We start from the raw sequence: 22,496 nt of genomic DNA, 5'->3' as shown, positions 1-22,496 counted from the left end.
CTCATGCCGCCGGCAGAAAACGCCTGGGATCACCGGCACCGCGCGGCGCTTCGCCGGAAAGCGCCGCCACCAGATCCGCCATGGCCTCCAGATTGTGCACCGGCCGCAGTTCATCGACGTGCGGCAGCATGGCCCTCACCCCGCGTGCCCGCGCTTCAAACCCCTCGAAACGCAGCAGCGGATTGAGCCAGAGCAGCCGCCGGCAGGAGCGGTGGAGCCGGTCCATCTCCGTCTCGAGCAGGTCCGTATCCTCGCGCTCCAACCCATCGGTGATCAGCAGCACGACGGCGCCCTGCCCCAGCACGCGGCGCGACCAGAGCCGGTTGAACTCCTTCAGCGTCTCGCCGATGCGCGTGCCGCCGGACCAGTCGCTGACCGTCTGGCTGCACGCCTCCACGGCGATATCGGGATCGCGGTGGCGCATCTGGCGCGTGACATTGCTGAGGCGCGTGCCGAACAGGAAGGCGTGCACGCGGCGGCGATGCTCGCCGAGTGCATGCAGGAAATGCAGGAAGATGCGCGTGTACTGGCTCATCGAGCCGGAAATATCGGCGAGCACAACGAGCGGCGGATGGATCGTCTTCGGTTCCCGGTAGCGTGGCAGGATGAGCGCGCCACCGGTGCGCATGGCGTGGCGCATCGTGGCGCGGGCATCGATGGCCACCGGCCGGTTGCTGCGCCGAAAACGGCGCGTGCGCACCTCGTCCACCGGCAGCACGAGATTGGAAATCGTGCGCTTGGCCGCGGCCAGTTCCGCCGTCGTCATCTGGGCGAAATCGGTCCTGCGCAGGATTTCGCTGCCGGAGGCGGTGAAACGAGCGTCGATTTCGACATCCGGCTCGTCGCGCTGCGGCCGTTCGTCCGATCGTTCGCCAAACAACGCATCGGACACGCGGGTTTCCCCCGCCTTGCGCTTTTCCCGCTCCTCCTGCCGCGTCACGACCGGCGACATCAGCGCGATCATTTTCCCCACAAGATCACGCGACCGCCAGAACAGGCGAAAGGCTTCATCGAAGACGGCGTCGTCCTCATGCCGCTTGACCAGCGTCGCATGCAACGCGGTGTAGAATTCCTCGCGCTCGCCAATGCCGATCGCCTGCACCGCCTCGATGGCATCCGTTACCGCCGCCGGCCCGATGCGCAGCCCCGCCTTGCGCAGCACGCGCGCGAAATGCACGATATTGTCGGCAAGCCGGCCATCCGTGGCAGCATCCGCACTGTCGTTGTCCGCTGCCAGGGTCATCGTTCAGCCTGTCGCCGCCAGGCCGGTTTTCACTTCGTCGAGCAGCTTACGGCCCTCGGCGCCGTCGATACGGGCGATGTCGTCCTGATATTTGAGCAGCGTGCCGAGCGTGTCCGACACCGTCTCGGGGTCGAGCGCCACCCGGTCGAGTTCGGTCAGCGCCGTCGCCCAGTCGATGGTTTCGGCGACACCCGGGTTCTTGAAGAGATCGAGCGTGCGCAGCTTCTGTACATAGGCGACGACCTGATGCGACAGCACCTCGTTGCAGCGCGGCACCTTGCGGCGGATGATCTCCAGTTCCTGTGCCGCCGCGGGATAATCGACCCAATGGTAGAGACAGCGCCGCTTCAGTGCGTCGTGCACTTCGCGCGTGCGGTTCGTTGTGATGATGACGATGGGTGGTTCAGTCGCCCGGATCGTGCCGAGTTCCGGCACCGTCACCTGGAAATCCGACAGCACCTCCAGCAGGAAGGCTTCGAAGGCCTCGTCGGTGCGGTCCAGTTCGTCGATCAGGAAGACCGGGGCGCGGCCATCCGGCGACGAAAGCGCCTGAAGCACCGGACGGCGGATGAGATAGCGCTCGGAAAAGATGTCTGCCTCGATGCGACCGCGGTCCGTGGTACCGGAGGCTTCGGCGAGGCGGATTTCCAGCATCTGCGCCGGATAGTTCCACTCATACACGGCCGAGGCAATATCGAGGCCCTCGTAACATTGCAGCCGGATCAGCGGGCGGTCGAGCGAAGCGGCCAGCACCTTTGCGATCTCGGTCTTGCCGACACCGGCCTCCCCCTCAAGGAAAAGCGGCCGCTTCATGCGCAGCGACAGGAAAAGCACCGTCGCCAGCGAACGCGCGGCGAGGTAGTTGCCGGCCGACAGCATGTCGGCGGTCTCGTCGATCGATTGCGGGATATGTCCGCGTTGGTAAACCACACCGCTCCTCCACTCCGGAGGAGGAACTTATAGCGTGTGGTAGCCCCGGTCCATATAGAGAAGCGCCGGTTTGTGCTCGCCGGCGGAAATGCCCATGACCTCGCCGATCAGCATCATATGCGTCGCCATGACCTTGAATTCGACAAGCCGGCAATCGAAGGCGGCGAGCGCGTTCTTCAGCACCGGTGCGCCGGTCACCAGCTCTTCCCAGTCGCCCTTGGCGAAGCGCTCTTCCGAGGACAAGGCGGGATCGCGGCCGGAAAAGGCATTGGCAAGCTCGATCTGGTCGGCGGCAAGCGTATTCAGCGCGAAACGGCCGCTTTTCTCGAAGATCGCGTTCTTGGGATTGGAGGCGTTGACGCAGGCGAGAATCATGGCTGGATTGTCCGATACCGAGCAGGCAGCGGTGATCGTCACCCCGCGGCGCTCGCCCTCGAAGACCGTCGTCACAATCTGCACGTGGCCGGCATAGCGGCTCATCGCATTACGGTAGAGCGATGGGTCCAGCATCAATCTGTCCAACACGGCGTTCTCCTTCTCATGAAGGAGATACATGGCGAAAATGAAGAAAAATGTAACCCCCTTAAAGTGGATTTTTCTCATCCAGTTTTTCCGCGCGGATTTTCAACGGAGATTTCCCTTTGACGCCCTTCGCGCGATCCTTACAAAAGACTTAGCTTTGCCCCATGGATCCAGAATGAAGACCGCGTCCCTCGTCATCCTGTTCAGCACCCTTCTGTTTGCCGCCAGCCCGGCCGCAGCCGCAGGCCTGACCTTTGCCGTCGTAGCGCCGCAGGAGGGGCCGCTCGCCATTCTCGGCCAGCAGGTTCGCGATGGCGCGCGTTTTGCAGCGGAGGCGAACGGCGACACCATCGTGCCCATTCCCGAATCCTGCGACGAAAACGATGGCGAGGGAATTGCCAAGCAGATCCTCGCCGCGGATGCCGTAGCCGCCGTCGGCTTTCTTTGCACCGAAGGGCTTGCCGCCTCGCTTCCCGCCCTTGCGGAGGCAAACATACCGGCGATCACGCTGTCGGTCCGCTCCGGCATTCTGATGGAAGATGCGCTGAAGAAGAAATGGCCGCTCTTCCGCCTCGCCCCCGGCCCGAAGGCCGAGGCGGACAAGGCCGTCGACATCATCACCCTCGCCTGGAAATCCGAGCCCTTCGCCCTCATCGACGACGGTACGATCCATGCCCGCGAACTCGTCGAGACGGTTCGCCTGCGGCTGGAGGAGGTCGGCATGAAGGCGGCGTTCGTCGATACCTATCGTCCGACGCAGGAACAGCAGCTCACCCTCGTCCGCCGCCTCATCAAGACCGGCGTGACCCATGTTTTCGTCGGTGGCGACCGCACCGATATCGCTGTCATCGCCCGTGATGCGAAGAGCGAAAAGACGCCATTGACCCTGCTTGGTGGCGAGGCGCTGCTCGGCGCCGATCCGCTCGTTCCGATGACGGACGGCGTGGAGGCGATTGCATTGCCCGACTACCAGACGCTGCCGGCAGGGCTGCCGGTCGCCAGGGCGATGCAGGAGAGCGGCATCGTCGCCGAAGGCTATGTGTTGCCTGCGCACGCCGCAGTTACCGCACTTGCGGCCGCAGCGGCAGAGGGAGGCGACCTCGTGGAAACGTTGGCCGGCGGCAGTTTCCAAACGGCAATCGGCACCATCGCCTTTGGCGCGGATCATGAGCTGCGTGAAAACCCCTACCGCCTGCTCGTCTGGCAGGCCGGCGCCTTCGTGCCGGTGGAAGCAGCCCCGGAGAGCGAGTAGATGAAACCGGGGCCGAAGAACCGCATCACGGACGTCGCCGGTCTCAAAGTCGGCAACGCGACGGATCACGCCCTGCGCTCCGGCGCCACCGTCGTGCTCTGCGACGAGCCGGCCGTGGCCGCGGTACAGGTGCTCGGCGGCGCACCGGGAACGCGCGAGACGGACCTTCTGGAGCCGCACAACACCGTTCAGACCGTCGACGCCCTCGTGCTGTCCGGCGGTTCGGCCTTCGGGCTGGATGCCGCGTCCGGCGTACAGGCGGGCCTGCGCGAGGCAGGGCGCGGTTTTGCCGTCGGGCCTTTTCGCGTGCCCATCGTGCCCGCTGCCATCCTGTTCGACCTGATGAATGGCGGCGACAAGGACTGGGGCCGCTACCCGCCCTATCGCGAGCTTGGTTATGCGGCACTTGCCAGGGCCGCCGAAGACTTCGAGACCGGCAGCGCCGGGGCCGGCACCGGTGCGCTCACCGCGACCTTCAAGGGCGGCCTCGGTTCTGCTTCCACCGTTCTGGAGGCCGGTTTTACCGTTGGCGCACTCGTGGCGGTCAATGCGCTCGGCTCCGCGACGGTCGGCGACACGCGCCATTTCTGGGCGGCGCCCTTCGAGGAAGCGGAAGAGTTCGGCGGCCTCGGCCTGCCCTTCCCCTTCCCGGCCGACGCCCGCATACCCCGCACGAAAATGTCCCGTCGTCCGACCGGCACCGAGAACACCACCATCGCCGTCATCGCCACGGATGCCGTGCTAAGCAAGGCCGAAGCGAAGCGTATCGCCATTGCCGCCCATGACGGTTTTGCCCGTGCCCTCTGGCCGGCGCACACGCCGCTGGACGGTGATCTCGTCTTTGCGCTCGCGACCGGCAAGAGCGGCCGCGTCCCGGCACCGGAGGACTTCATCGGCCTCTGCGCCGCCGCCGCATCCACCATGGCGCGCGCCATCGCCAGCGGCGTGCATGATGCCGCGCCGATGCCGGGCGACACCATGCCAAGCTGGGCGCGGTAAATCGCCCGTTGTTCGCCCATCGCGGGGATGGTATGGCGACGCAAATTCTTCCACGGAGCCTGACATGACCCTTCCCATCCGGATCGCGCCCTCCATTCTCGCCGCCGACTATGCCAAGCTTGGGCAGGAAGTGCGCGACGTCGTCGCGGCAGGCGCCGACTGGATCCATCTCGACATCATGGACGGCCATTTCGTGCCGAACATCTCCTTCGGTCCGGATGTCATCAAGTCACTGCGCCCGCATACCGATGCCTTCTTCGATTGCCACCTGATGATAGCGCCGGCCGATCCCTATCTCGAAGCCTTCGCCAAGGCCGGCTGCGACAGCATCACCGTGCATGCCGAGGCGGGTCCCCATCTCGACCGTTCGCTGCAGGCGATCAAGGCGCTTGGGAAGCGTGCCGGTGTCTCGATCAACCCGGCGACCTCGGAAAGCGTGCTCGACTACCTGCTCGACAAGATCGACCTCATCCTCGTGATGACGGTCAACCCGGGCTTCGGCGGCCAGAAATACATTCCGGCGATGCAGGAAAAGCTCCGCCGCGTGCGTTCGCTCGTTGGCGACCGGCCGATCGACATCCAGGTCGATGGCGGCATTACGGTCGATACGATCGCCATGCCCGCCGCCGCCGGTGCCAATGTCTTCGTCGCAGGCTCCGCTATCTTCGGTGGCGGTCATGTTGACGCCTATCGCAAAACGATCGACACTCTGCGCAACAATGCGGAGGGTGCGCGGGCGTGAGGATTTTTCGAAGGGCGGCTGTCGCCTTCCTGGCGTCTCTGCTGGCGACGGCAGGCGCTTCGGCCGGCGACTTCTCGACCTTCCAGACCCTTGGCTTCTCGCCGGATGGAAAGGTCTACGCCTTCGAGGAATTCGGCGTTCAGGACGGTTCCGGTTTTCCCTATTCGACGGTCTACTTCATCGACACGCAGAAGGACGCCTATCTTCCCGGCACGCCGATCCGTGCGCGTATAGATGACGAAGAGGCGGACCTTGCCAAGGCGCGGGCGGAAAGCCGTGACAAGGCGAAAAGCCTGATCGAACAGTACAAGGTGCTCTCCAATCCCGGCCTGCTTGCGGCGTTCAATCCGATGGGCGAAGTCGGTGTCGATCGCAAGCGCATCGAATATTTCCAGCATGCGGTCGAGCCTATGGTCGGGGGGAGCTACGCGCTGGCCCTCGAAGACATCGCGCTCGACATGACGGACAAATGCCGTGATCTGACACCCGACGGGATAAAGGGATTTCGCCTCAAGCTCGTGAGACGCGACGGCCAGGCGGCCGACACGGTGGTGCATGAGGATACGCGCGTGCCCGAGAGCCGCAACTGTCCGCATTCCTACCAGATATCTGGCGCCGTAACCTTCAACGCGTTTGGCGCCGATCCGGTGCATGTGGCGCTCGTGCTTGTGCGCAGCTTCGGCTTCGAGGGCAGCGACGGCCGCTGGATCGCCGTTCCGTTCCGGCCTTGAGCATGGACCTGGCGGCGGAGGTAAACAGCAGGCCAACGCCCGTATTCCCCTCCCGTCCCCTGTATTTCGGCGGCTCCGTTGCCTGGGGCCTGCTGATGGCGGCTTGCGCCTTCGTCTCGCTTGCAATGCAGGGACGTGCGCAGACATTTCACCTCGAAATGATCCTGCTGATCTTTTTCGCAGGCGGCCTGCTTGCCTGGATCGTCGTTCTGCCGATGGCGCGCCTGCTGACGCGGCGGCGCAGCGTCGAGACCCGCTTTGCCGCTCATTTCGCGTTGCTCAGCCTCGGCACCATCGCTGCTACGGCTTTCCTTTTCGCCATGGATTACCGGCTGTTCTACGCGCAATGGCACCAGCCCTTCGGCACCCGCATCTGGGCCTATCAGTTCGTCTTCACCTCCGCCGGCGCGGTCTACCAGTTCCTCGTCATGGGGCTCCGGCTCTATCTGCCGGTCGGCCCGCCCATTCTGGCGGGCGCCAGCCTGTGGCTCGCGCGGTCCATGCCGCCACACATGCCCCCACACATGCGTTGAGATTGCCTGCCATCTTTGCTAAAGCGGCGGCAACGCCCACCTGAGAAAGTCTTGAGCCGATGATCCCTCGCTATTCCCGACCGGACATGGTCGCCATCTGGTCGCCCGAAACGAAGTTCCGCATCTGGTTCGAGATCGAAGCCTATGCCTGTGATGCGCTGGCCGAGCTTGGCGTCATCCCGAAGTCGGCGGCCGAAACCATCTGGGAAAAGGGCGGCAAGGCGGAGTTCGACGTCGCCCGCATTGATGAGATCGAAGCCGTCACCAAGCATGACGTCATCGCCTTCCTGACGCACCTCGCCGAATTCGTCGGTCCCGACAGCCGCTTCGTGCACCAGGGCATGACCTCGTCGGACGTGCTTGACACGACCTTCAACATCCAGCTCGTGCGCGCCGCCGACATCCTGCTGACCGGCGTGGACCGCGTGCTCGCCGCACTGAAAACCCGCGCCTTCGAGCACAAGGACACGATCCGCATCGGCCGCAGCCACGGCATTCATGCCGAGCCCACGACAATGGGCCTGACGCTTGCCCGTTTCTACGCCGAAATGGACCGCAACCGCGCCCGCCTCATCGCGGCCCGCGCGGAAATCGCGACGGGTGCCATCTCCGGCGCCGTCGGCACCTTCGCCAACATCGATCCACGCGTCGAAGAACATGTCTGCGAAAAGCTCGGCCTGACGCCGGAGCCGGTCTCGACGCAGGTCATCCCGCGCGACCGCCATGCGATGTTCTTCGCCACCCTCGGCGTCATCGCCTCGTCGATCGAGAACGTCGCGACCGAAATCCGCCACATGCAGCGCACGGAAGTTCTGGAAGCGGAAGAGTTCTTCTCGCCGGGCCAGAAGGGTTCGTCCGCCATGCCGCACAAGCGCAATCCGGTGCTGACGGAAAACCTGACCGGCCTTGCCCGCCTGGTCCGCATGGCCGTGACGCCGGCGATGGAAAACGTCGCGCTCTGGCACGAGCGTGACATTTCCCATTCCAGCGTCGAGCGCGGCATCGGCCCGGACACCACGATCACGCTCGACTTCGCGCTGAACCGGCTTGCCGGCGTCATCGAGAAGCTGGTGATCTATCCGGAGAACATGCTGAAGAATCTCAACAAGTTCCGCGGCCTCGTTCATTCGCAGCGCGTTTTGCTTGCCCTTACGCAAGCCGGCGTTTCGCGTGAAGATTCCTACCGTCTCGTGCAGCGTAACGCGATGCGGGTCTGGGAAAAGGGCGCAGACTTCCTGGAAGAGCTTTTGGCCGACGCGGAAGTGCGTGCTGCCCTCTCCGAAGAGCAGATCCGCGAAAAGTTCGACCTCGGCTACCACACCAAGCACGTCGATACGATCTTCCGCCGCGTCTTCGGCACCGTCTGAGATCGACATGAAACAGGCCGGCGAAGTCTCTTCGCCGGCACCCGCCTCTGTATTAGACTTCCCTCGCGTGCAATGCCGCACGCCTTTCCAGGGGCTGAACATGAGGTTTCTTGCTACCGCACTGCTTGCCGCCGTGTCTCTTGCCGGATCGGCGCAGGCGCAGACACCGCAATCCATTCTCGAATTGCTGAAAACCGGCTACGACATCATCAACGTGTCGCCGATCGCCGAAAACTATGCCGTCTTCCTGGAGAAGGACGACGACGACAGCATCGTCATCTGCCAGATGGGCTTCAAGGACGGCGCCTTCTCCACGGACAAATGTTATCCGCTCACCAAGTGAGGGCATGAAACAGCGATGGCGCCAGTGGCGCCATCGCTCCCCTCTGGCGGGAGGCGTACGCCCTCCTCCGGCGCGCGCCGCCCAAAAACCTTATCCCTTCGCGTCGACGACGATCTTTCTGTAGAGATGCCATGTCGCATGGCCAAGGACCGGCATGATCACGGCAAGGCCGACGAAGAGCGGGATCGTGCCGACAATCAGCAGTGCCGCGACGATCAGACCCCAGCAGGCGATCGGCATGGGGTTTATCAGCGTGGCGCGCAAAGATGTCTCCATCGCGGCAACCGCTCCGACGTCCCGGTCCAGCATCAAAGGAAAGGCGATGACCGTCGTGGCCAGCACGACCAGCGCAAAGCAGAAGCCGATCGCATTGCCGGCCAGCATGAGGAGCAATCCGTTTTCCGAACTGAAGATCGAGGCCATGAACAGTGCCAGCGATTGCGGCGGCTCCGGCCCGAACAGGTTGGTATAGAGCAGTTGCGCAAAGACCAGCCACGCGACGAACAGCACCAGCAGCATGGCGCCAACCGCGAGGATGGATGGCAAGGCCGGCGAATGGCGGACCTCCAGCGCATGACGCCAGGAGGTGTCCATGCCAAGCTCGCGCCGACGACTGATCTCGTAGAGGCCGAGGGAGAAGAACGGCCCAAGCAGTGCAAAGCCAGCCACCAGCGGAAAGATCAGCGGCAACAGATTGGCACCGGAACTCCAGGTGACGAGCACCACACCGCAAATCGGATAGATCAGGCTTAGAAAGACATAGTGCGACGGTTTCGCGCGAAAATCCTCGAAACCGAGCGCCAGTGCGTCCCAGACATCGGACATCGTGATCCGCCGGATGGCCGGCCGCACGACCATGTCACCAGAACCTGCCATTACATGAAACGTCGTCATGACCATTCCTCCTGCCGGTATGGAACTGTCACTGCCTGCGCGTGGAGGGCGATTGTCCGCCACCACGATGGGCCGTGATTGGCATTCAAGACGACGCAGCATACACCCGTAGGCTGATTTGTCCCACCCTCTTGACTTCAGCACTTCGTGAACGCACATCCCGCCCCATGAAAGCGTCAGAAGCAGAAATCCTCATCGTTCCCGGCTATACCAATTCCGGGCCTGACCATTGGCAGAGCCGCTGGCAATCCAGGCTCGGCTCGGCGCGGCGCGTCGAGCAGGCGGAATGGGCCAAGCCCGTGCGCGAAGACTGGGTGCAGCGCGTGATCGAGGAAGTGGCGGCCGCAACGAAACCGGTCGTGCTCGTCGCCCATTCGCTGGGTGTCGCGACCGCAATCCATGCTGCCCCCCATCTCGGCAACAAGGTCGCCGGCGCCTTCCTCGTCGCGCCGCCGGATGTCGCCAATGCGGATATCCGCCCCAAACACCTGATGACGTTCGGCCCCTATCCGCGCGAGCCGCTGCCCTTCCCCGCTGTCGTCGTTGCGAGCCGCAACGATCCGTTTGGCACCTATGAGCATGCGGAAGATATCGCAGCCGCCTGGGGTGCGCTGCTGCTCGACGCGGGCGAAGCCGGGCATATCAACACCGAGTCCGGCCATGGACCCTGGCCGGAAGGCACGATGGTGTTCGCGCAGTTCCTCAACCGCCTGAAGGCGCCCGAATAGGCCTTTCCGGGTTTTGTTATTAAGAAGAACTTCATAGAAATCCTGCACGCTGCGGCTGTTGAGTTCATTGCAGGCGCCGCGTTTCATGGCCAAACCGTCCGGTTCGACCTTCACTGCCGTGCGAGAAACGGAGAGCGAACCGTTTTATCGTCGGCTTTTCGCGCGCTCTGGATTCGGTTTCGCCGCGCTGGATGCGGAAGGCCGCATCATCGATGCCAATGCGAGCCTGCTCTCCGCCTTCAACGTCGCGACGCTGTCGCAATTGCCCACCTTCGAGACCTGCGTCTCCCCAAAGGACCGCTCGGTCCTCGCCTTCGCCATGCGACGGGATGCCTTCGAACAGGCCCCTTGGGAAATCCGACTGAAGCGCTTGAATGGCGAAGAATTCTGGGTGCTCGCCTCGTTCATCGTGCCGCCGTGCCTTCCGGGTGAAGACATCACGCCCGCGCTGATTGTTCAGACAATCGATATCGATGAGCGCAAGTGCAACGCGCTCGAACTGGCCGAACGCGAAAGCCGCTGGAATCACGCGCTTGAATCCGCCGGCCAGGGCGTATGGGACCACGATTTTGCGCGTGGCGATCTGTTCTATTCCCGCCAGTGGCACGCCATCCGCGGCCTGCAGCCAAACGACCCGGTCGACGCTTCGGTGGAAGCCTGGATCCAGACAGTGCATCCGGACGACCGGGCGCATGTTCTCGCCGAAATCGCCAAGCAGGAAAGCGGCACAGCCTCCTTCAACGTCTTCAGCTACCGCGAAAGACACAAGGACGGGCACTGGGTCTGGATCGAGAGCCGCGGTGCTGTGGTGGAATACGGCTCCAACGGAAAACCGAGCCGCATCGCCGGCACCGATACGGACGTCACCGAACGCAAGGAAGCCGAAGAACGCCTCGCGCAGATGTCCCGACGTCTGGAGCTTGCGCTCGGCGTGTCGCGCATCGGCGTCTTCGACGTCAATCTGCGGACCAATGATGTGCGTTGGGACGACCGCATGATCGAGATGTACGGCCTGACCGAAGAGCCCGACGGGACCAGCTGGGAGCGCGCACTGCATCCCGAAGACCACCGCAAGGCGACGGCAAAGGTCGATGACGGCATCTTCCGCAACCAGGACTTCGCCAACGAGTTCCGTATCGTCCGCGGCGACGGCGAAATCCGTCATCTGCGCGGACGCGCCGCACCCTATGTCGATATGACAGGCACCCGCCACCTCATCGGCGCGAACTGGGATGTGACGGATGACGTGCGCCTGCAGGAGGAGCTGAAACACGCGAAAGAGCTGGCGGAAGCCCGCAATGACGAGCTGGAGACCGCCAGGGCCCGCATCGAATATACTGCGCTGCACGACCATCTGACCGCTTTGCCAAACCGCCGCTATCTCGACGCTGCGATGGAAGAGGTGGCGACGCAAGCACAGCGGAACAACACGCGCCTTGCGGTGCTGCATATCGATCTCGATCGTTTCAAGGAGATCAACGACACGCTCGGTCACCTCGCCGGCGACCAGATGCTGGTGCATGCCGCCGGCGTGCTGAACGACCTGAAGGGCGACGGTGATTTCGTCGCACGGATCGGTGGCGACGAGTTCGTATTTTTGACCACTGCTTCAGGCCGGCGCAATCTCGCCACGCTCGCCGAGGCGATCGTGGCGGCCATGCGCAAGCCCGTCACCTTCAACGGCCATATCTGCCGCTTCGGCGCCAGTGTCGGTATTGCGAGCCAGTCGGGTGCCGCCATCGACCCCAAGCAGCTGCTCGTCAATGCGGATCTGGCGCTCTATCGCGCGAAAAACCGCGGCCGCAGCCGGCATGAATTTTTCACATCCGATTTCCAGGCGCAGATCATCGTCAACAAGCAGACCGCCGACGAAATCCTCTCCGGCATCGAGCAGCGTCGTTTTCTACCCTACTACCAGCCGCAATTCTGCGCACGCACGCTGGATATTGTCGGCGTGGAAACGCTGGCGCGCTGGGATCATCCCACCCGCGGCGTCCTGACGCCCGACACGTTTCTCAAGATCGCCGAAGACCTCGATTGCGTGGCCACCATCGACCGGATCGTGCTTGAAAGGGCGCTCGCCGATTTCGCCGAATGGCAGGCGCTCGGGCTTGGCATCGCCAAGATTTCGGCCAATGTCTCATCGAAGCGCCTGCACGACCCCGAGCTTGGCCGTTCGCTGCGCACGCTCGATATCCAGCCGAAATCGCTGTCCTTCGAGCTTCTGGAGTCGATCTTCCTCGATGACTGCGATCGAACGGTACTGGAAAATCTCGCCGAGATGCGCAAGCTCGGGATCGACATCGAGATTGACGACTTCGGCACCGGTCATGCCTCGATCATCAGCCTGATGAAGCTGAGCCCGCGTCGACTGAAGATCGATCGCCAGCTTGTGAAGCCCGTCAGCCGCTCGCCTGGCCAACGCAAACTCGTCAGCACCATCATCGAGATCGGTCGGTCCCTGAACATCGAGGTGGTGGCCGAAGGCGTCGAGACACCCGCCCATGTCGCCATCATGCGGGATCTTGGCTGCGATATCCTGCAAGGCTACGCGCTTGCCCGCCCCATGCCGGCGGATGCCATGCCGGACTTCGTGCAGCGGCAGGAATGGCGCGCGCACAGTGGCGCCGTGCGAGATCTGCAGAGCGAAGCGCGCCGCGCCATCAACCGCTAAGAACCGAAAAAGCCGCCCGGCAGAACCGGACGGCTTTCAAAAGCGAAAAATCTCGCTGCAATCAGTTGGCTTCGAGCTGTGCAATGGCGACGGCAAGAAGCTCCAGCATCTGTACGCGGATTTCGTCTTCGCTGCGGGCGACGCCGGCAGCGTCGAAATCAGCCTTGACCTTGCGCACGACATCCTCGTGGCCGGCCTCTTCGAAATCGGCGGCGACGACGTCCTTGGCATAGGCGTCCGCATCGCCGTCCATCTTGCCGAGCAAGCCGGCAGCCCAGAGGCCGAGCAGCTTGTTGCGGCGGGCCTCGGCCCGGAAGCGCAGTTCCTCGTCGAGCGCGAACTTTGCCTCGAAAGCCTTTTCCCGATCCTGCATATTGGTCATCCTTGACTCCCGTAGATTCTTTTTTCCATTGGGTTTTCCAAGCCCATAAATCAAAACGACGGCAAAAGTGCAATGCGAACTTTTGTTCGGCCGGACTTCCCGGAGAGGCCGGAAATCGGGGGATCGGGTGTAACGCCGATTGTTAAAGCGCGGCAATTCGTTTATGGAGCCGGGAACGAACGACACCTGCGCGAGCCCCAAGCGCGCCAACAAAGAGAAAAATCCATGAACCGTCGCCGCCGTATCTACGAGGGCAAGGCCAAGATTCTCTATGAGGGCCCCGAGCCTGGCACACTGATCCAGTTCTTCAAGGATGATGCGACCGCGTTCAACAAGAAGAAGCATGCGGTCATCGACGGCAAGGGCGTGCTGAACAACCGTATTTCCGAATACGTCTTCACGCAGCTCAACAAGATGGGAATCCCGACCCACTTCATCCGCCGCCTCAACATGCGCGAGCAGCTGATCAAGGAAGTCGAGATCATCCCGCTTGAAGTGGTCGTGCGCAACGTCGCTGCCGGCTCGCTCTCCAAGCGCCTCGGCATCGAGGAAGGCACCGTGCTGCCGCGCTCGATCATCGAATTCTATTTCAAGGCCGATGCGCTGGAAGACCCCATGGTCTCCGAAGAGCACATCACCGCCTTCGGCTGGGCAAGCCCGCAGGAACTCGACGACATCATGGCGCTCGCCATTCGTGTCAACGACTTCCTTTCCGGCCTGTTCCTCGGCGTCGGCATCCAGCTCGTCGATTTCAAGATCGAATGTGGCCGGCTCTACGAAGGCGACATGATGCGCATCATCATCGCCGACGAGATTTCGCCGGACAGCTGCCGCCTGTGGGACATCGCCACACAGGAAAAGATGGACAAGGACCGCTTCCGCCGCGATATGGGCGGCCTGGTCGAAGCCTATCAGGAAGTCGCCCGCCGCCTCGGCATCATGAATGAAAACGAGCCCGTGCGCGGCACTGGCCCCGTCCTGGTCAAGTAATTGTTCACCAGCCGGCTGAAACTATTTGGTTTGAAGAGGAAGACATGATCAAGGCACGCGTAACGGTGACGCTCAAGAACGGTGTTTTGGACCCGCAGGGCAAGGCGATCGAAGGCGCGCTCGGCAGCCTCGGCTTCGAGGGTGTGGGCGCCATCCGCCAGGGCAAGGTTTTTGACCTCGAGCTTCAGACCGCCGACCGCGCAAAGGCAGAAGCCGACCTCAAGGCGATGTGCGACAAGCTTCTGGCCAACACGGTAATCGAGAACTATACTATCGCCCTCTCTTAATGGTTGAGGGCGCGTCATGGTGGTTGTCGATGGTGATCTGATCTACGAAATGCTGAAGAAGATTCAGGGAGACATCTCCGCCCTGAAATTTGACACCGCCAGTGTGAAAACTGAAATGAGCAATCTGCGTGGGGTCGTTGCCTCCATGCAGATGGACGTGCACCAGATTTATACGCGTCTGGATCGCGTCGACCAACGCCTCGACCGTATCGAAAACCGCCTCGAACTGCGTGAACTCGCCGAGGCCCAGGCAAGGTTTGAACCACACCCATGAAGTCCGCTGTCGTCCAACTCCCCGGCCTCAACCGTGACCGCGACATGATCGCGGCCCTGACCAAGATTTCCGGTACCGCACCGGTCACCGTCTGGCAGACCGAAACGGACCTGCCGGATGTCGACCTCATCGTCATCCCGGGCGGTTTCTCCTACGGCGATTACCTGCGCTGCGGCGCGATTGCCGCGCGCATGCCGGTCATGCAGGCGATCAAGGCCAAGGCCGAAGCCGGCGTGAAGGTTCTAGGTGTGTGCAACGGTTTCCAGATCCTGCTCGAAGCAGGTCTGCTGCCGGGCGCGCTGATGCGCAATGCCTCGCTGAAATTCGTCTGCCGCGAAGTGAAGCTGGAAGTGGTGAATGCCGAAACCGACTTCACCCGCGCCTATGAAAAAGGCCAGATCATCCGCTGCCCGGTCGCCCATCACGACGGCAACTTCTTTGCCGATGCCGAGACGCTGGCCGCCATCGAAGGCAACGGCCAGGTCGTGTTCCGCTACGCGGACGGCACCAACCCGAACGGCTCGCTCAACGACATTGCCGGCGTGATGAACGCCAAGGGCAACGTCCTCGGCCTGATGCCGCATCCGGAAAACCTCATCGAGGCCGCGCATGGCGGTTCCGATGGCCGCGGCCTGTTCGCGTCTGTGCTCGACGTAATCGCCGCTTAACCAGCCGTTGCTATCAAGGGCGCATGTCCATCCCCGAAAGGCTTTTCATGCGCCCTCTCCTCTCCGCCAAGCTTGTCCTGCCGCTCGTTGCCATTGCGGCTCTCGCTGCTTGCCAGACGAAGACGCCAGCGCCGAAGGCCAATGGCGCGGCGCTGCCGACCATGGAGCGCATCGCGCTCGGCGCAAATGCCTGCTGGTTCAAGTCGGGTGACCCGGCCTTCAAGGCTTACCGCCTTGCGCCGGAGCTGAACTCCTTCTCCGGCCGCCCGCGTATCCTCGTCGTGCACCGCAATTCGCCTGAATCGCGCCCGCTGCTCGTGGTACACGCGGAAGGCAATCCAGCAAAACTCGAAGCCTTCGGTCCGTTGATGAGCGAAGCCGTCAGCGCGCGCATCGCGACCGACGTCAAGCGTTGGGCCGCCGGCGGCAAGGGCTGTTGAGCCTCAATCCCAGTAGAACGATTTTCCGATTTCCCGCCGCGCTTCGCTGCGGGTTATGCCGATATCGCACAATTGCTCCTCGGTCATTTCCACCAACGCATGGCGCGTGCGGCGCCTGATGGCCCACGCGTGGCAGGCAAGCCATGCGCGATAGAGCGTTGCGCCTAGGGAACGGCGACTTCTGGCGTCGCTCGCGACGAAAATTGTATCAATTGCCATGGTGCTTTCTCCTGAAATGCCACCGGGAGCGTGACAATCGGTGCATTCAGGGAATAATTGACTCTGCAAACGGTGCAATATAAGAATTGCCACCATGACAAATTGGCTTCCTGATCTTCAGGCCTCGGATGGCCCGCTATATGTCCGCATCGCCGACCAGATCGAGCGCGCGATCAACACCGGCGCGCTCGCCTCCGGAGCCAAGCTGCCGCCCCAGCGCAACCTCGCCTATGATATCGGCGTCACCATCGGCACCGTCAGCCGCGCCTACAGCATGGTTCGAGAGCGCGGCCTCGTCAGCGGTGAAGTCGGCCGTGGAACCTACGTGCTTGGAACGCCGGAAAACGATAACCCCGCCGGCATCGATCCGATGAGCGCCAGATTGGTCGGTACCCGCGCAGCGAATGCACCGCCCGGCAAACTGCGTTTCGATACGACAGCGGCAACCGATATCGGGCAATCGGCTGATGTCACCGACATTCTCGCGGCAATCTGCCGGGAGCAGCCGAACGAGATCGCCAGCTACACGCGCAATTTCCCGCGCCATTGGCTGGAAGCGGGCCAGCGCTGGCTGGGAAGCGATAACTGGCAACCCGGCATAGACAGCATCGTGCCCACCCTCGGCGCGCATGCGGCCATTATTGCCGCCGTTTCCGTCATTACCTCGCCCGGCGACCGCATCGTCTTCGAGCACGTCACCTATTCGCAGATCAGCCGTGGCACCGCGCTGCTCGGTCGCCAGACGGCGCTGGTCGAATCGGATGCTTATGGCGTCATTCCCGAAGATTTCGAGCGCGTCTGCGTGCAGCAGCACCCCAAGGCCGCCTTCCTGATGAGCACGGCGCAGAACCCGACGCTTGCCATCATGCCGGAGGATCGCCGCCGCGCGATTGTCGCTATCGCCAAGCGGCACAATGTCTGGCTCATAGAGGACAATCTCTACGGCGCCACCGTGGACAATGGCATTCCCCTGCTCGCCGAAATCGCGCCGGACCGGACCTTTCTCGTCGGTGGCCTGTCGAAGAGCGTTGCGGCCGGCGTTCGTGGCGGCTGGGTTGCCTGCCCGCCCCATCTGGCACAACGCGTCCGCATCGCTCACAAGATGGTGAGCGGCGGCCTGCCGTTCCTGCTTGCGGAACTCGCTGCCCGTCTCGTGCTGTCGGGCACGGCGGATACAATTCGCAGTGCCGTTGCGGATGAGGTACAGGCGCGCGAGGCTATTGCGCGAGACATCTTCGCCGGACTGGATTTCGCCTCGCATCCGCGCGTGCCATTCCTCTGGCTGAAGCTGCCTGATCCGTGGCTCTCCGGCACTTTCCGGCAAGCCGCATTCGCGGAAGACATCCTCATCGACGACGAGGACGAGTTCAAGGCCGGCCGCTCGGAGAAGACCTTCCACCGTGTCCGCATCGGCTTTTCGCCACCTGTCGACCGCGCAGACGTCGTTACCGGCATGACACGCCTCCGCCGCCTGCTCGAACACGGCCCGACGGGCTATGACAGCCCGGCCTGAAGCCCCGCTCTGCTGTGGTTTCCGGTCATTTTCCTGTCGCACTGCACGGCAGCATAGGTTAAAGAGACCCCAATCCTGCCCTCCACGACAAGACGAGCGACGATGACCATTTCGAACACCCGCCCGATCACCCCGGAGCTGATTGCTGCCCATGGGCTCAAGCCGGATGAGTACGATCGCATCCTCTCGCTGATCGGCCGCGAGCCGACCTATACTGAGCTCGGCATCTTCTCGGCCATGTGGAACGAGCACTGCTCGTACAAGTCCTCCAAGCGCTGGCTGCGCACGCTGCCGACCAAGGGGCCGCGCGTCATCCAGGGTCCGGGCGAAAATGCCGGCGTGGTCGACATCGACGACGGCGACTGCGTCGTCTTCAAGATGGAGAGCCACAACCACCCGTCCTATATCGAGCCCTACCAGGGTGCGGCGACGGGCGTCGGCGGCATCCTGCGCGACGTCTTCACCATGGGTGCGCGCCCGGTTGCAGCGATGAATGCACTGCGCTTCGGCGCGCCTGATCATCCGAAGACCCGCCACCTCGTCTCGGGCGTCGTCGCCGGTGTGGGCGGCTACGGCAATTCCTTCGGCGTGCCGACGGTCGGCGGCGAGGTCGAGTTCGACGAGCGCTACAACGGCAACATCCTCGTCAACGCCTTTGCAGCCGGCCTTGCGAAATCCAACGCGATCTTCCTGTCGGAAGCCAAGGGCGTCGGCCTGCCGGTCGTCTATCTCGGCGCCAAGACCGGCCGCGACGGTGTGGGCGGCGCGACCATGGCGTCCGCCGAATTCGACGAATCGATCGAAGAGAAGCGTCCCACCGTACAGGTCGGCGACCCCTTCACCGAAAAGTGCCTGCTGGAAGCCTGCCTTGAACTGATGCAGACCGGCGCCGTCATCGCCATCCAGGACATGGGTGCGGCCGGCCTCACCTGCTCCGCCGTCGAAATGGGCGCTAAGGGCGACCTCGGCATCGAGCTGAACCTCGATCTCGTGCCGGTGCGCGAAGAACAGATGACCGCCTATGAGATGATGCTGTCGGAAAGCCAGGAGCGCATGCTCATGGTGCTCGAGCCCGCCAAGGAAGAGGTCGCCAAGGCGATCTTCGTCAAGTGGGGCCTCGCCTTCGCGATCGTCGGCTACACGACGGACGACCTGCGTTTCCGCATCCTGCATCAGGGCGAGGAAGTCGCGAACCTGCCGATCAAGCAGCTTGGCGACGAAGCACCTGAATATGACCGCCCGTGGCGCGAGCCCGGCAAACCGGCACCCCTGCCCGCCAATCTGGTCGCCGAGCCGAACGATTATGCCGAGGCCCTGCTGAAACTCGTCGGTTCTCCGAACCAGTCGAGCCGTCGCTGGGTCTACGAGCAGTATGACACGCTGATCCAGGGCAACTCGCTGCAGATCCCCGGCGGTGATGCCGGTGTCGTGCGCGTCGAGGGCCATGCCACCAAGGCGCTCGCCTTCTCCTCCGACGTCACCCCGCGTTATGTCGAGGCCGATCCGTTCGAAGGCGGCAAGCAGGCTGTGGCCGAGTGCTGGCGCAACATCACCGCGACCGGCGCCGAGCCGCTTGCCTCCACCGACAACCTGAACTTCGGCAATCCGGAAAAGCCGGAAATCATGGGCCAGCTGGTCAAGGCGATCCAGGGAATCGGCGAAGCCTGCCGCGCGCTCGACTTCCCGATCGTTTCCGGCAACGTCTCGCTCTACAACGAGACGAACGGCATCGCGATCCTGCCGACACCCACCATTGCCGGCGTCGGCCTCTTGCCCGACTGGTCCGTCATGGCCAAGATCGGTAGCGCGAAGGACGGCGACCAGCTCGTCCTCATCGGCGTCGACGGCAGCCATCTCGGCCAGTCCGTCTACCTGCGCGACGTGCTCGGCCTCGTCGATGGCCCGGCGCCGGAAGTCGATCTGCACGCGGAACGCCGCAACGGCGATTTCGTGCGCTCGGCCATCCGCAACAGCCAGGTCACGGCCTGCCATGACATTTCCTCGGGCGGCCTCGCTGTCACCCTTGCCGAAATGGCCATGTCGTCCGGCAAGGGCGCGACGGTCGATCTTTCGGGCTCGAACGGCCCGGCCCATGCGCTGCTTTTCGGCGAAGATCAGGCCCGCTACGTGCTCGCCGTTCCGGCCGATCTTGCCAACTTCCTCTGCGCCAACGCGGAAGGTGCGGGCGTGCCGTTCCGCCGCCTCGGCGCGGTCGGCGGTGACAATCTCGTCGTGGGTGACCTTCTCTCGGTCTCTATTGAACAATTGCGCAACACCCATGAATCATGGTTCCCTGACTTCATGGACGGCAACGGCAATGCCGCTGCCGCCGCGGAATAACGATAAGGGAGCAGTCCATATGCCTATGTCACCCGGCGACATCGAAGACATGATCAAATCCGGCATTCCCGGAGCAAAGGTGGTCATCCGCGATCTGGCCGGCGATGGCGACCACTATGCGGCCGAGGTCGTCGCGGAAGCTTTTCGCGGCAAGACCCGCGTGCAGCAGCACCAGATGGTCTATGATGCACTGAAGGGCAATATGGGGGGTGTCCTGCACGCCCTTGCCCTCCAGACCTCCATCCCGGAGTGACCCGCCATGGCCGGCCTCCTCGATGAACTCGTCTCCGGCGTGGTCGACGCAGCCCTGAAAGAGGTGCTGAAGAAGACCGGCGTGCGCAAGACAACGACCAAGCGCACGCGCCGCAAGGCGACGACGACACGCAAGAAGGCCTCCGGCGGTATCCTCAGCGATATCATCGAAGCTGCGCTGAAGCCGGCAGCGAAAAAACCGGCCCAGCGGCCGCGCAAGCAGGTCAGCCGCCGACGCACGGCGGCAAACCGCTCGCGCCAGCGCAGCCGGTAGACAGAGGCGCGGCGATCGCGCAACAGCCCTCGAAATCGTAAGGCAACCCCTTGCATTTTTTCTGAGGGCCTTCTGGCATTTCTCACCCGGGGTTGTTATCTAGGGCGAACGGTTTATCGCATCGGCCCTTGAAGCCGATTTGCTAGGGAAGACTGCAATGAGCGGCATCAACGATTTCATCGCCAACGAAGTGAAGACCAACGACGTCGTCCTGTTCCTGAAGGGCACGCCGGAATTCCCGCAGTGTGGATTCTCGGGTCAGGTCGTACAGATCCTCGATTATGTGGGTGTGGACTATAAGGGCATCAACGTGCTCGCCGACGCCGACATCCGCCAGGGCATCAAGGATTATTCCAACTGGCCGACCATCCCGCAGCTTTATGTGAAGGGTGAATTCGTGGGCGGTTGCGACATCGTGCGCGAGATGTTCCAGTCGGGCGAATTGCAGTCGCATCTTCAGGAACAGGGTATTTCGATTAAAGGCGCTGCCTGACGCTTCACGGTCTTCCGACCTCAAGCTTTTCAAAGGCGCCGCACCCCAGCGGCGCCTTATCTCTTTCATGGAATATAGTGATTATGTCTGCACTTACCCCTGAAGCTGCCCAGCGCCTCAATGGCATGGGCAAGATAGAATTCATTGCGCTCATGGCGTTGCTGATGGCGCTCAATGCGCTCGCCATCGATATCATGCTGCCCGGCCTCCAGGAAATCGGCGCCAGCCTCGGCGTCGAGAACGAAAACCACCGGCAATATGTCATCTCCGCCTACTTGATCGGCTTCGCCTTCGCGCAGTTGCTCTACGGCCCGGTTTCCGACCGGTTCGGCCGTCGTGCGCCGATGTTTTTCGGTCTCGCCGTCTATATCGTGTCGTCGCTTGCCGTCGTCTTCGTGCCAAGCTTCGCTGGACTGCTGGCCTTGCGGTTCGTCCAGGGCATCGGCTCTGCAGCCATGCGCGTCATCACCATCTCGATTGTCCGTGACATTTTCGGCGGTCGCGCGATGGCGGAAGTCATGTCGTTGATCATGATGGTGTTCATGGTCGTGCCGGTGCTTGCACCAGGCACGGGCCAGATCGTCATGCTGTTCGGTGACTGGCACCTGATCTTCGTCTTCATGGCGGTCATGGCCGCTGTCATCTGGGCCTGGATGTATGTCCGCCTGCCGGAAACACTGCACCCCGACGACGTGCGCCCCTTCACGGTGCGCTCGGTTCTGGAAGGCTTCCGCATCGTCCTGACCGACCGCGTGGCGCTCTGCTACACGTTGGCGAGCACCTTCATCTTCGGGGCGCTGTTCGGCTTCATCAACTCCGCGCAACAGATCTATGTGGGCATCTACGGGCTGGGCGTGTGGTTTCCCGTCGCTTTCGCCGGCGTCGCGGCCTTCATGGCGCTGTCGTCCTTCGTGAATGCGAAGCTCGTCGGTCGCTACGGCATGCGGCGGCTGTCGCATGGGGCGCTGGTCGGTTTCCTTGCCGTCAACGCGCTGTGGCTGCTGTTGACGCTCTTCTGGCCGGGACATGTGCCCTTCCCGATCTTCATCGTGCTGTTTGCACTGTCGATGTTCCAGTTCGGCTGGATCGGCTCGAATTTCAACTCGCTCGCCATGGAACCGCTCGGCCACGTCGCCGGTACGGCCTCCTCGGTGCTCGGTTTCATGGGCACCGCCGGCGGCACGATCATCGGTGCGATCATCGGCCAGTCCTTCAATGGCACGGCGCTGCCGCTGGTCATGGGCTTCTTCGTACTCTCGATCATCGGCCTGATCTTCGTGCTGATCGCCGAACGCGGAAAGCTGTTCCAGCCGCACAACAAGGCGGTCTGACGAACGTCACGAGAACAAGGAAAAGGCCCGGTTGCCATTGGCAGCCGGGCCTTTTTTTTGTCGAGATGGAAAGAT

General features: G+C 62.8%; 26 protein-coding genes. 20 read left to right on the top strand and 6 right to left on the bottom strand.

Annotated elements, in window-relative coordinates; all coding sequences use genetic code 11:
* Position 1: 1 nt before the first annotated feature.
* From ACT6VE_RS25425 to ACT6VE_RS25415, 3 genes are all read right to left on the bottom strand, one after another.
* On the bottom strand, positions 2–1,243 hold the full coding sequence (locus tag ACT6VE_RS25425; RefSeq protein WP_444801124.1) for a vWA domain-containing protein: 1,242 nt from the start codon (positions 1,241–1,243) through the stop codon (positions 2–4).
* Positions 1,244–1,246: 3 nt separating this feature from the next.
* A complete protein-coding gene (locus ACT6VE_RS25420; protein WP_444801192.1) occupies positions 1,247–2,122 on the bottom strand; it encodes an AAA family ATPase in 876 nt (291 codons plus the stop codon).
* A 78-nt stretch (positions 2,123–2,200) separates the two neighbouring features.
* Positions 2,201–2,728, bottom strand: coding sequence for a flavin reductase family protein (locus ACT6VE_RS25415; protein ID WP_444801191.1), 528 nt, complete (start codon positions 2,726–2,728; stop codon positions 2,201–2,203).
* A gap of 142 nt (positions 2,729–2,870) precedes the next feature.
* Here ACT6VE_RS25415 and ACT6VE_RS25410 point away from each other — a divergent pair, with 142 nt between their 5' ends.
* The 7 genes from ACT6VE_RS25410 to ACT6VE_RS25380 all read left to right on the top strand — a co-directional run bounded on the left by ACT6VE_RS25410 (position 2,871) and on the right by ACT6VE_RS25380 (position 8,662).
* Positions 2,871–3,947, top strand: coding sequence for an ABC transporter substrate-binding protein (locus ACT6VE_RS25410; protein WP_444801123.1), 1,077 nt, complete (start codon positions 2,871–2,873; stop codon positions 3,945–3,947).
* Complete coding sequence (locus ACT6VE_RS25405) at positions 3,948–4,946, top strand: P1 family peptidase (protein WP_444801122.1); 999 nt, start codon at positions 3,948–3,950, stop codon at positions 4,944–4,946.
* A 64-nt stretch (positions 4,947–5,010) separates the two neighbouring features.
* Positions 5,011–5,688, top strand: a complete 678-nt coding sequence (rpe, locus tag ACT6VE_RS25400; protein WP_444801121.1) for a ribulose-phosphate 3-epimerase — start codon at positions 5,011–5,013, stop codon at positions 5,686–5,688.
* A complete protein-coding gene (locus ACT6VE_RS25395; protein WP_444801120.1) occupies positions 5,685–6,419 on the top strand; it encodes a DUF2259 domain-containing protein in 735 nt (244 codons plus the stop codon). The genes rpe and ACT6VE_RS25395 overlap by 4 nt, the downstream gene beginning before the upstream one ends.
* 2 nt (positions 6,420–6,421) lie before the next feature.
* Positions 6,422–6,952, top strand: a complete 531-nt coding sequence (locus tag ACT6VE_RS25390; RefSeq protein WP_444801119.1) for a hypothetical protein — start codon at positions 6,422–6,424, stop codon at positions 6,950–6,952.
* A gap of 59 nt (positions 6,953–7,011) precedes the next feature.
* On the top strand, positions 7,012–8,319 hold the full coding sequence (purB, locus tag ACT6VE_RS25385) for an adenylosuccinate lyase (RefSeq protein WP_444801118.1): 1,308 nt from the start codon (positions 7,012–7,014) through the stop codon (positions 8,317–8,319).
* 100 nt (positions 8,320–8,419) lie between these two features.
* A complete protein-coding gene (locus ACT6VE_RS25380) occupies positions 8,420–8,662 on the top strand; it encodes a hypothetical protein (RefSeq protein WP_444801117.1) in 243 nt (80 codons plus the stop codon).
* 90 nt (positions 8,663–8,752) lie between these two features.
* Here ACT6VE_RS25380 and ACT6VE_RS25375 read toward each other — a convergent pair whose 3' ends face one another.
* The gene (locus tag ACT6VE_RS25375) at positions 8,753–9,556 is read right to left on the bottom strand and encodes a DUF2189 domain-containing protein (protein WP_444801116.1); all 804 of its coding nucleotides are present in this window, start codon (positions 9,554–9,556) and stop codon (positions 8,753–8,755) included.
* A gap of 167 nt (positions 9,557–9,723) precedes the next feature.
* On the opposite strand from ACT6VE_RS25375, the gene ACT6VE_RS25370 reads away from it, so the two are divergent.
* Together ACT6VE_RS25370 and ACT6VE_RS25365 are read left to right on the top strand one after the other, a co-directional pair.
* Positions 9,724–10,284 (top strand): RBBP9/YdeN family alpha/beta hydrolase, encoded by a 561-nt coding sequence (locus tag ACT6VE_RS25370; RefSeq protein WP_444801115.1) that lies wholly within the window; start codon positions 9,724–9,726, stop codon positions 10,282–10,284.
* Between the two features lie 85 nt (positions 10,285–10,369).
* Positions 10,370–12,958 carry a sensor domain-containing protein gene (locus tag ACT6VE_RS25365; protein WP_444801114.1) on the top strand — a complete coding sequence of 863 codons (2,589 nt, stop codon included), beginning with the start codon at positions 10,370–10,372 and terminating at the stop codon, positions 12,956–12,958.
* A gap of 61 nt (positions 12,959–13,019) precedes the next feature.
* On the opposite strand, the gene ACT6VE_RS25360 is transcribed toward ACT6VE_RS25365, so the two are convergent.
* Positions 13,020–13,340, bottom strand: coding sequence for a DUF1476 domain-containing protein (locus tag ACT6VE_RS25360; RefSeq protein ID WP_444801113.1), 321 nt, complete (start codon positions 13,338–13,340; stop codon positions 13,020–13,022).
* A gap of 225 nt (positions 13,341–13,565) precedes the next feature.
* On the opposite strand from ACT6VE_RS25360, the gene purC reads away from it, so the two are divergent.
* From purC to ACT6VE_RS25335, 5 genes are read left to right on the top strand one after another with little or no spacing between them, the layout of a single operon-like run.
* Positions 13,566–14,330, top strand: a complete 765-nt coding sequence (gene purC, locus ACT6VE_RS25355; RefSeq protein WP_444801112.1) for a phosphoribosylaminoimidazolesuccinocarboxamide synthase — start codon at positions 13,566–13,568, stop codon at positions 14,328–14,330.
* 44 nt (positions 14,331–14,374) lie between these two features.
* Positions 14,375–14,617: a phosphoribosylformylglycinamidine synthase subunit PurS gene (purS, locus tag ACT6VE_RS25350; RefSeq protein WP_069058963.1), complete on the top strand. Its 243-nt coding sequence runs from the start codon at positions 14,375–14,377 to the stop codon at positions 14,615–14,617.
* A 16-nt stretch (positions 14,618–14,633) separates the two neighbouring features.
* Positions 14,634–14,891, top strand: a complete 258-nt coding sequence (locus tag ACT6VE_RS25345) for a hypothetical protein (protein ID WP_444801111.1) — start codon at positions 14,634–14,636, stop codon at positions 14,889–14,891.
* Positions 14,888–15,559 carry a phosphoribosylformylglycinamidine synthase subunit PurQ gene (gene purQ, locus ACT6VE_RS25340; RefSeq protein ID WP_444801110.1) on the top strand — a complete coding sequence of 224 codons (672 nt, stop codon included), beginning with the start codon at positions 14,888–14,890 and terminating at the stop codon, positions 15,557–15,559. The genes ACT6VE_RS25345 and purQ overlap by 4 nt, the downstream gene beginning before the upstream one ends.
* 47 nt (positions 15,560–15,606) lie before the next feature.
* The gene (locus ACT6VE_RS25335) at positions 15,607–15,999 is read left to right on the top strand and encodes a hypothetical protein (RefSeq protein ID WP_444801109.1); all 393 of its coding nucleotides are present in this window, start codon (positions 15,607–15,609) and stop codon (positions 15,997–15,999) included.
* Positions 16,000–16,002: 3 nt separating this feature from the next.
* On the opposite strand, the gene ACT6VE_RS25330 is transcribed toward ACT6VE_RS25335, so the two are convergent.
* The gene (locus ACT6VE_RS25330) at positions 16,003–16,218 is read right to left on the bottom strand and encodes a DUF1127 domain-containing protein (protein ID WP_444801108.1); all 216 of its coding nucleotides are present in this window, start codon (positions 16,216–16,218) and stop codon (positions 16,003–16,005) included.
* A gap of 94 nt (positions 16,219–16,312) precedes the next feature.
* Here ACT6VE_RS25330 and ACT6VE_RS25325 point away from each other — a divergent pair, with 94 nt between their 5' ends.
* From ACT6VE_RS25325 to ACT6VE_RS25300, 6 genes are all read left to right on the top strand, one after another.
* Positions 16,313–17,731 carry an aminotransferase-like domain-containing protein gene (locus ACT6VE_RS25325; RefSeq protein ID WP_444801107.1) on the top strand — a complete coding sequence of 473 codons (1,419 nt, stop codon included), beginning with the start codon at positions 16,313–16,315 and terminating at the stop codon, positions 17,729–17,731.
* Positions 17,732–17,833: 102 nt separating this feature from the next.
* Positions 17,834–20,071: a phosphoribosylformylglycinamidine synthase subunit PurL gene (purL, locus tag ACT6VE_RS25320; RefSeq protein WP_444801106.1), complete on the top strand. Its 2,238-nt coding sequence runs from the start codon at positions 17,834–17,836 to the stop codon at positions 20,069–20,071.
* 19 nt (positions 20,072–20,090) lie between these two features.
* On the top strand, positions 20,091–20,324 hold the full coding sequence (locus ACT6VE_RS25315) for a BolA family transcriptional regulator (protein ID WP_256115719.1): 234 nt from the start codon (positions 20,091–20,093) through the stop codon (positions 20,322–20,324).
* A 6-nt stretch (positions 20,325–20,330) separates the two neighbouring features.
* A complete protein-coding gene (locus tag ACT6VE_RS25310) occupies positions 20,331–20,597 on the top strand; it encodes a hypothetical protein (RefSeq protein ID WP_444801105.1) in 267 nt (88 codons plus the stop codon).
* Positions 20,598–20,754: 157 nt separating this feature from the next.
* Positions 20,755–21,090, top strand: coding sequence for a Grx4 family monothiol glutaredoxin (grxD, locus tag ACT6VE_RS25305; RefSeq protein ID WP_069058971.1), 336 nt, complete (start codon positions 20,755–20,757; stop codon positions 21,088–21,090).
* 125 nt (positions 21,091–21,215) lie between these two features.
* Positions 21,216–22,421, top strand: a complete 1,206-nt coding sequence (locus ACT6VE_RS25300) for a multidrug effflux MFS transporter (RefSeq protein ID WP_444801190.1) — start codon at positions 21,216–21,218, stop codon at positions 22,419–22,421.
* Positions 22,422–22,496 lie beyond the last annotated feature (75 nt).

This window comes from Shinella sp., from assembly GCF_052438155.1.
Taxonomy (GTDB): domain Bacteria; phylum Pseudomonadota; class Alphaproteobacteria; order Rhizobiales; family Rhizobiaceae; genus Shinella.
Note: the sequence above shows the minus strand (reverse complement) of the source record. Positions and strands in the feature narration are given on the sequence as shown.

Excerpts from the sequence above, each read along its gene's own strand:
- ACT6VE_RS25405 (WP_444801122.1), top strand. The coding sequence starts at position 3,948 with ATGAAACCGGGGCCGAAGAACCGCATCACGGACGTCGCCGGTCTCAAA.
- ACT6VE_RS25425 (WP_444801124.1), bottom strand. The coding sequence starts at position 1,243 with ATGACCCTGGCAGCGGACAACGACAGTGCGGATGCTGCCACGGATGGC.
- purQ (WP_444801110.1), top strand. The coding sequence starts at position 14,888 with ATGAAGTCCGCTGTCGTCCAACTCCCCGGCCTCAACCGTGACCGCGAC.
- ACT6VE_RS25325 (WP_444801107.1), top strand. The coding sequence starts at position 16,313 with ATGACAAATTGGCTTCCTGATCTTCAGGCCTCGGATGGCCCGCTATAT.
- ACT6VE_RS25330 (WP_444801108.1), bottom strand. The coding sequence starts at position 16,218 with ATGGCAATTGATACAATTTTCGTCGCGAGCGACGCCAGAAGTCGCCGT.
- ACT6VE_RS25370 (WP_444801115.1), top strand. The coding sequence starts at position 9,724 with ATGAAAGCGTCAGAAGCAGAAATCCTCATCGTTCCCGGCTATACCAAT.
- ACT6VE_RS25420 (WP_444801192.1), bottom strand. The coding sequence starts at position 2,122 with ATGCTGTCGGCCGGCAACTACCTCGCCGCGCGTTCGCTGGCGACGGTG.
- purB (WP_444801118.1), top strand. The coding sequence starts at position 7,012 with ATGATCCCTCGCTATTCCCGACCGGACATGGTCGCCATCTGGTCGCCC.
- rpe (WP_444801121.1), top strand. The coding sequence starts at position 5,011 with ATGACCCTTCCCATCCGGATCGCGCCCTCCATTCTCGCCGCCGACTAT.
- purC (WP_444801112.1), top strand. The coding sequence starts at position 13,566 with ATGAACCGTCGCCGCCGTATCTACGAGGGCAAGGCCAAGATTCTCTAT.
- ACT6VE_RS25310 (WP_444801105.1), top strand. The coding sequence starts at position 20,331 with ATGGCCGGCCTCCTCGATGAACTCGTCTCCGGCGTGGTCGACGCAGCC.
- ACT6VE_RS25345 (WP_444801111.1), top strand. The coding sequence starts at position 14,634 with ATGGTGGTTGTCGATGGTGATCTGATCTACGAAATGCTGAAGAAGATT.
- ACT6VE_RS25380 (WP_444801117.1), top strand. The coding sequence starts at position 8,420 with ATGAGGTTTCTTGCTACCGCACTGCTTGCCGCCGTGTCTCTTGCCGGA.
- ACT6VE_RS25360 (WP_444801113.1), bottom strand. The coding sequence starts at position 13,340 with ATGACCAATATGCAGGATCGGGAAAAGGCTTTCGAGGCAAAGTTCGCG.
- ACT6VE_RS25410 (WP_444801123.1), top strand. The coding sequence starts at position 2,871 with ATGAAGACCGCGTCCCTCGTCATCCTGTTCAGCACCCTTCTGTTTGCC.
- purL (WP_444801106.1), top strand. The coding sequence starts at position 17,834 with ATGACCATTTCGAACACCCGCCCGATCACCCCGGAGCTGATTGCTGCC.
- purS (WP_069058963.1), top strand. The coding sequence starts at position 14,375 with ATGATCAAGGCACGCGTAACGGTGACGCTCAAGAACGGTGTTTTGGAC.
- grxD (WP_069058971.1), top strand. The coding sequence starts at position 20,755 with ATGAGCGGCATCAACGATTTCATCGCCAACGAAGTGAAGACCAACGAC.
- ACT6VE_RS25415 (WP_444801191.1), bottom strand. The coding sequence starts at position 2,728 with ATGTATCTCCTTCATGAGAAGGAGAACGCCGTGTTGGACAGATTGATG.
- ACT6VE_RS25375 (WP_444801116.1), bottom strand. The coding sequence starts at position 9,556 with ATGACGACGTTTCATGTAATGGCAGGTTCTGGTGACATGGTCGTGCGG.
- ACT6VE_RS25335 (WP_444801109.1), top strand. The coding sequence starts at position 15,607 with ATGCGCCCTCTCCTCTCCGCCAAGCTTGTCCTGCCGCTCGTTGCCATT.
- ACT6VE_RS25300 (WP_444801190.1), top strand. The coding sequence starts at position 21,216 with ATGGGCAAGATAGAATTCATTGCGCTCATGGCGTTGCTGATGGCGCTC.
- ACT6VE_RS25365 (WP_444801114.1), top strand. The coding sequence starts at position 10,370 with ATGGCCAAACCGTCCGGTTCGACCTTCACTGCCGTGCGAGAAACGGAG.
- ACT6VE_RS25390 (WP_444801119.1), top strand. The coding sequence starts at position 6,422 with ATGGACCTGGCGGCGGAGGTAAACAGCAGGCCAACGCCCGTATTCCCC.
- ACT6VE_RS25315 (WP_256115719.1), top strand. The coding sequence starts at position 20,091 with ATGCCTATGTCACCCGGCGACATCGAAGACATGATCAAATCCGGCATT.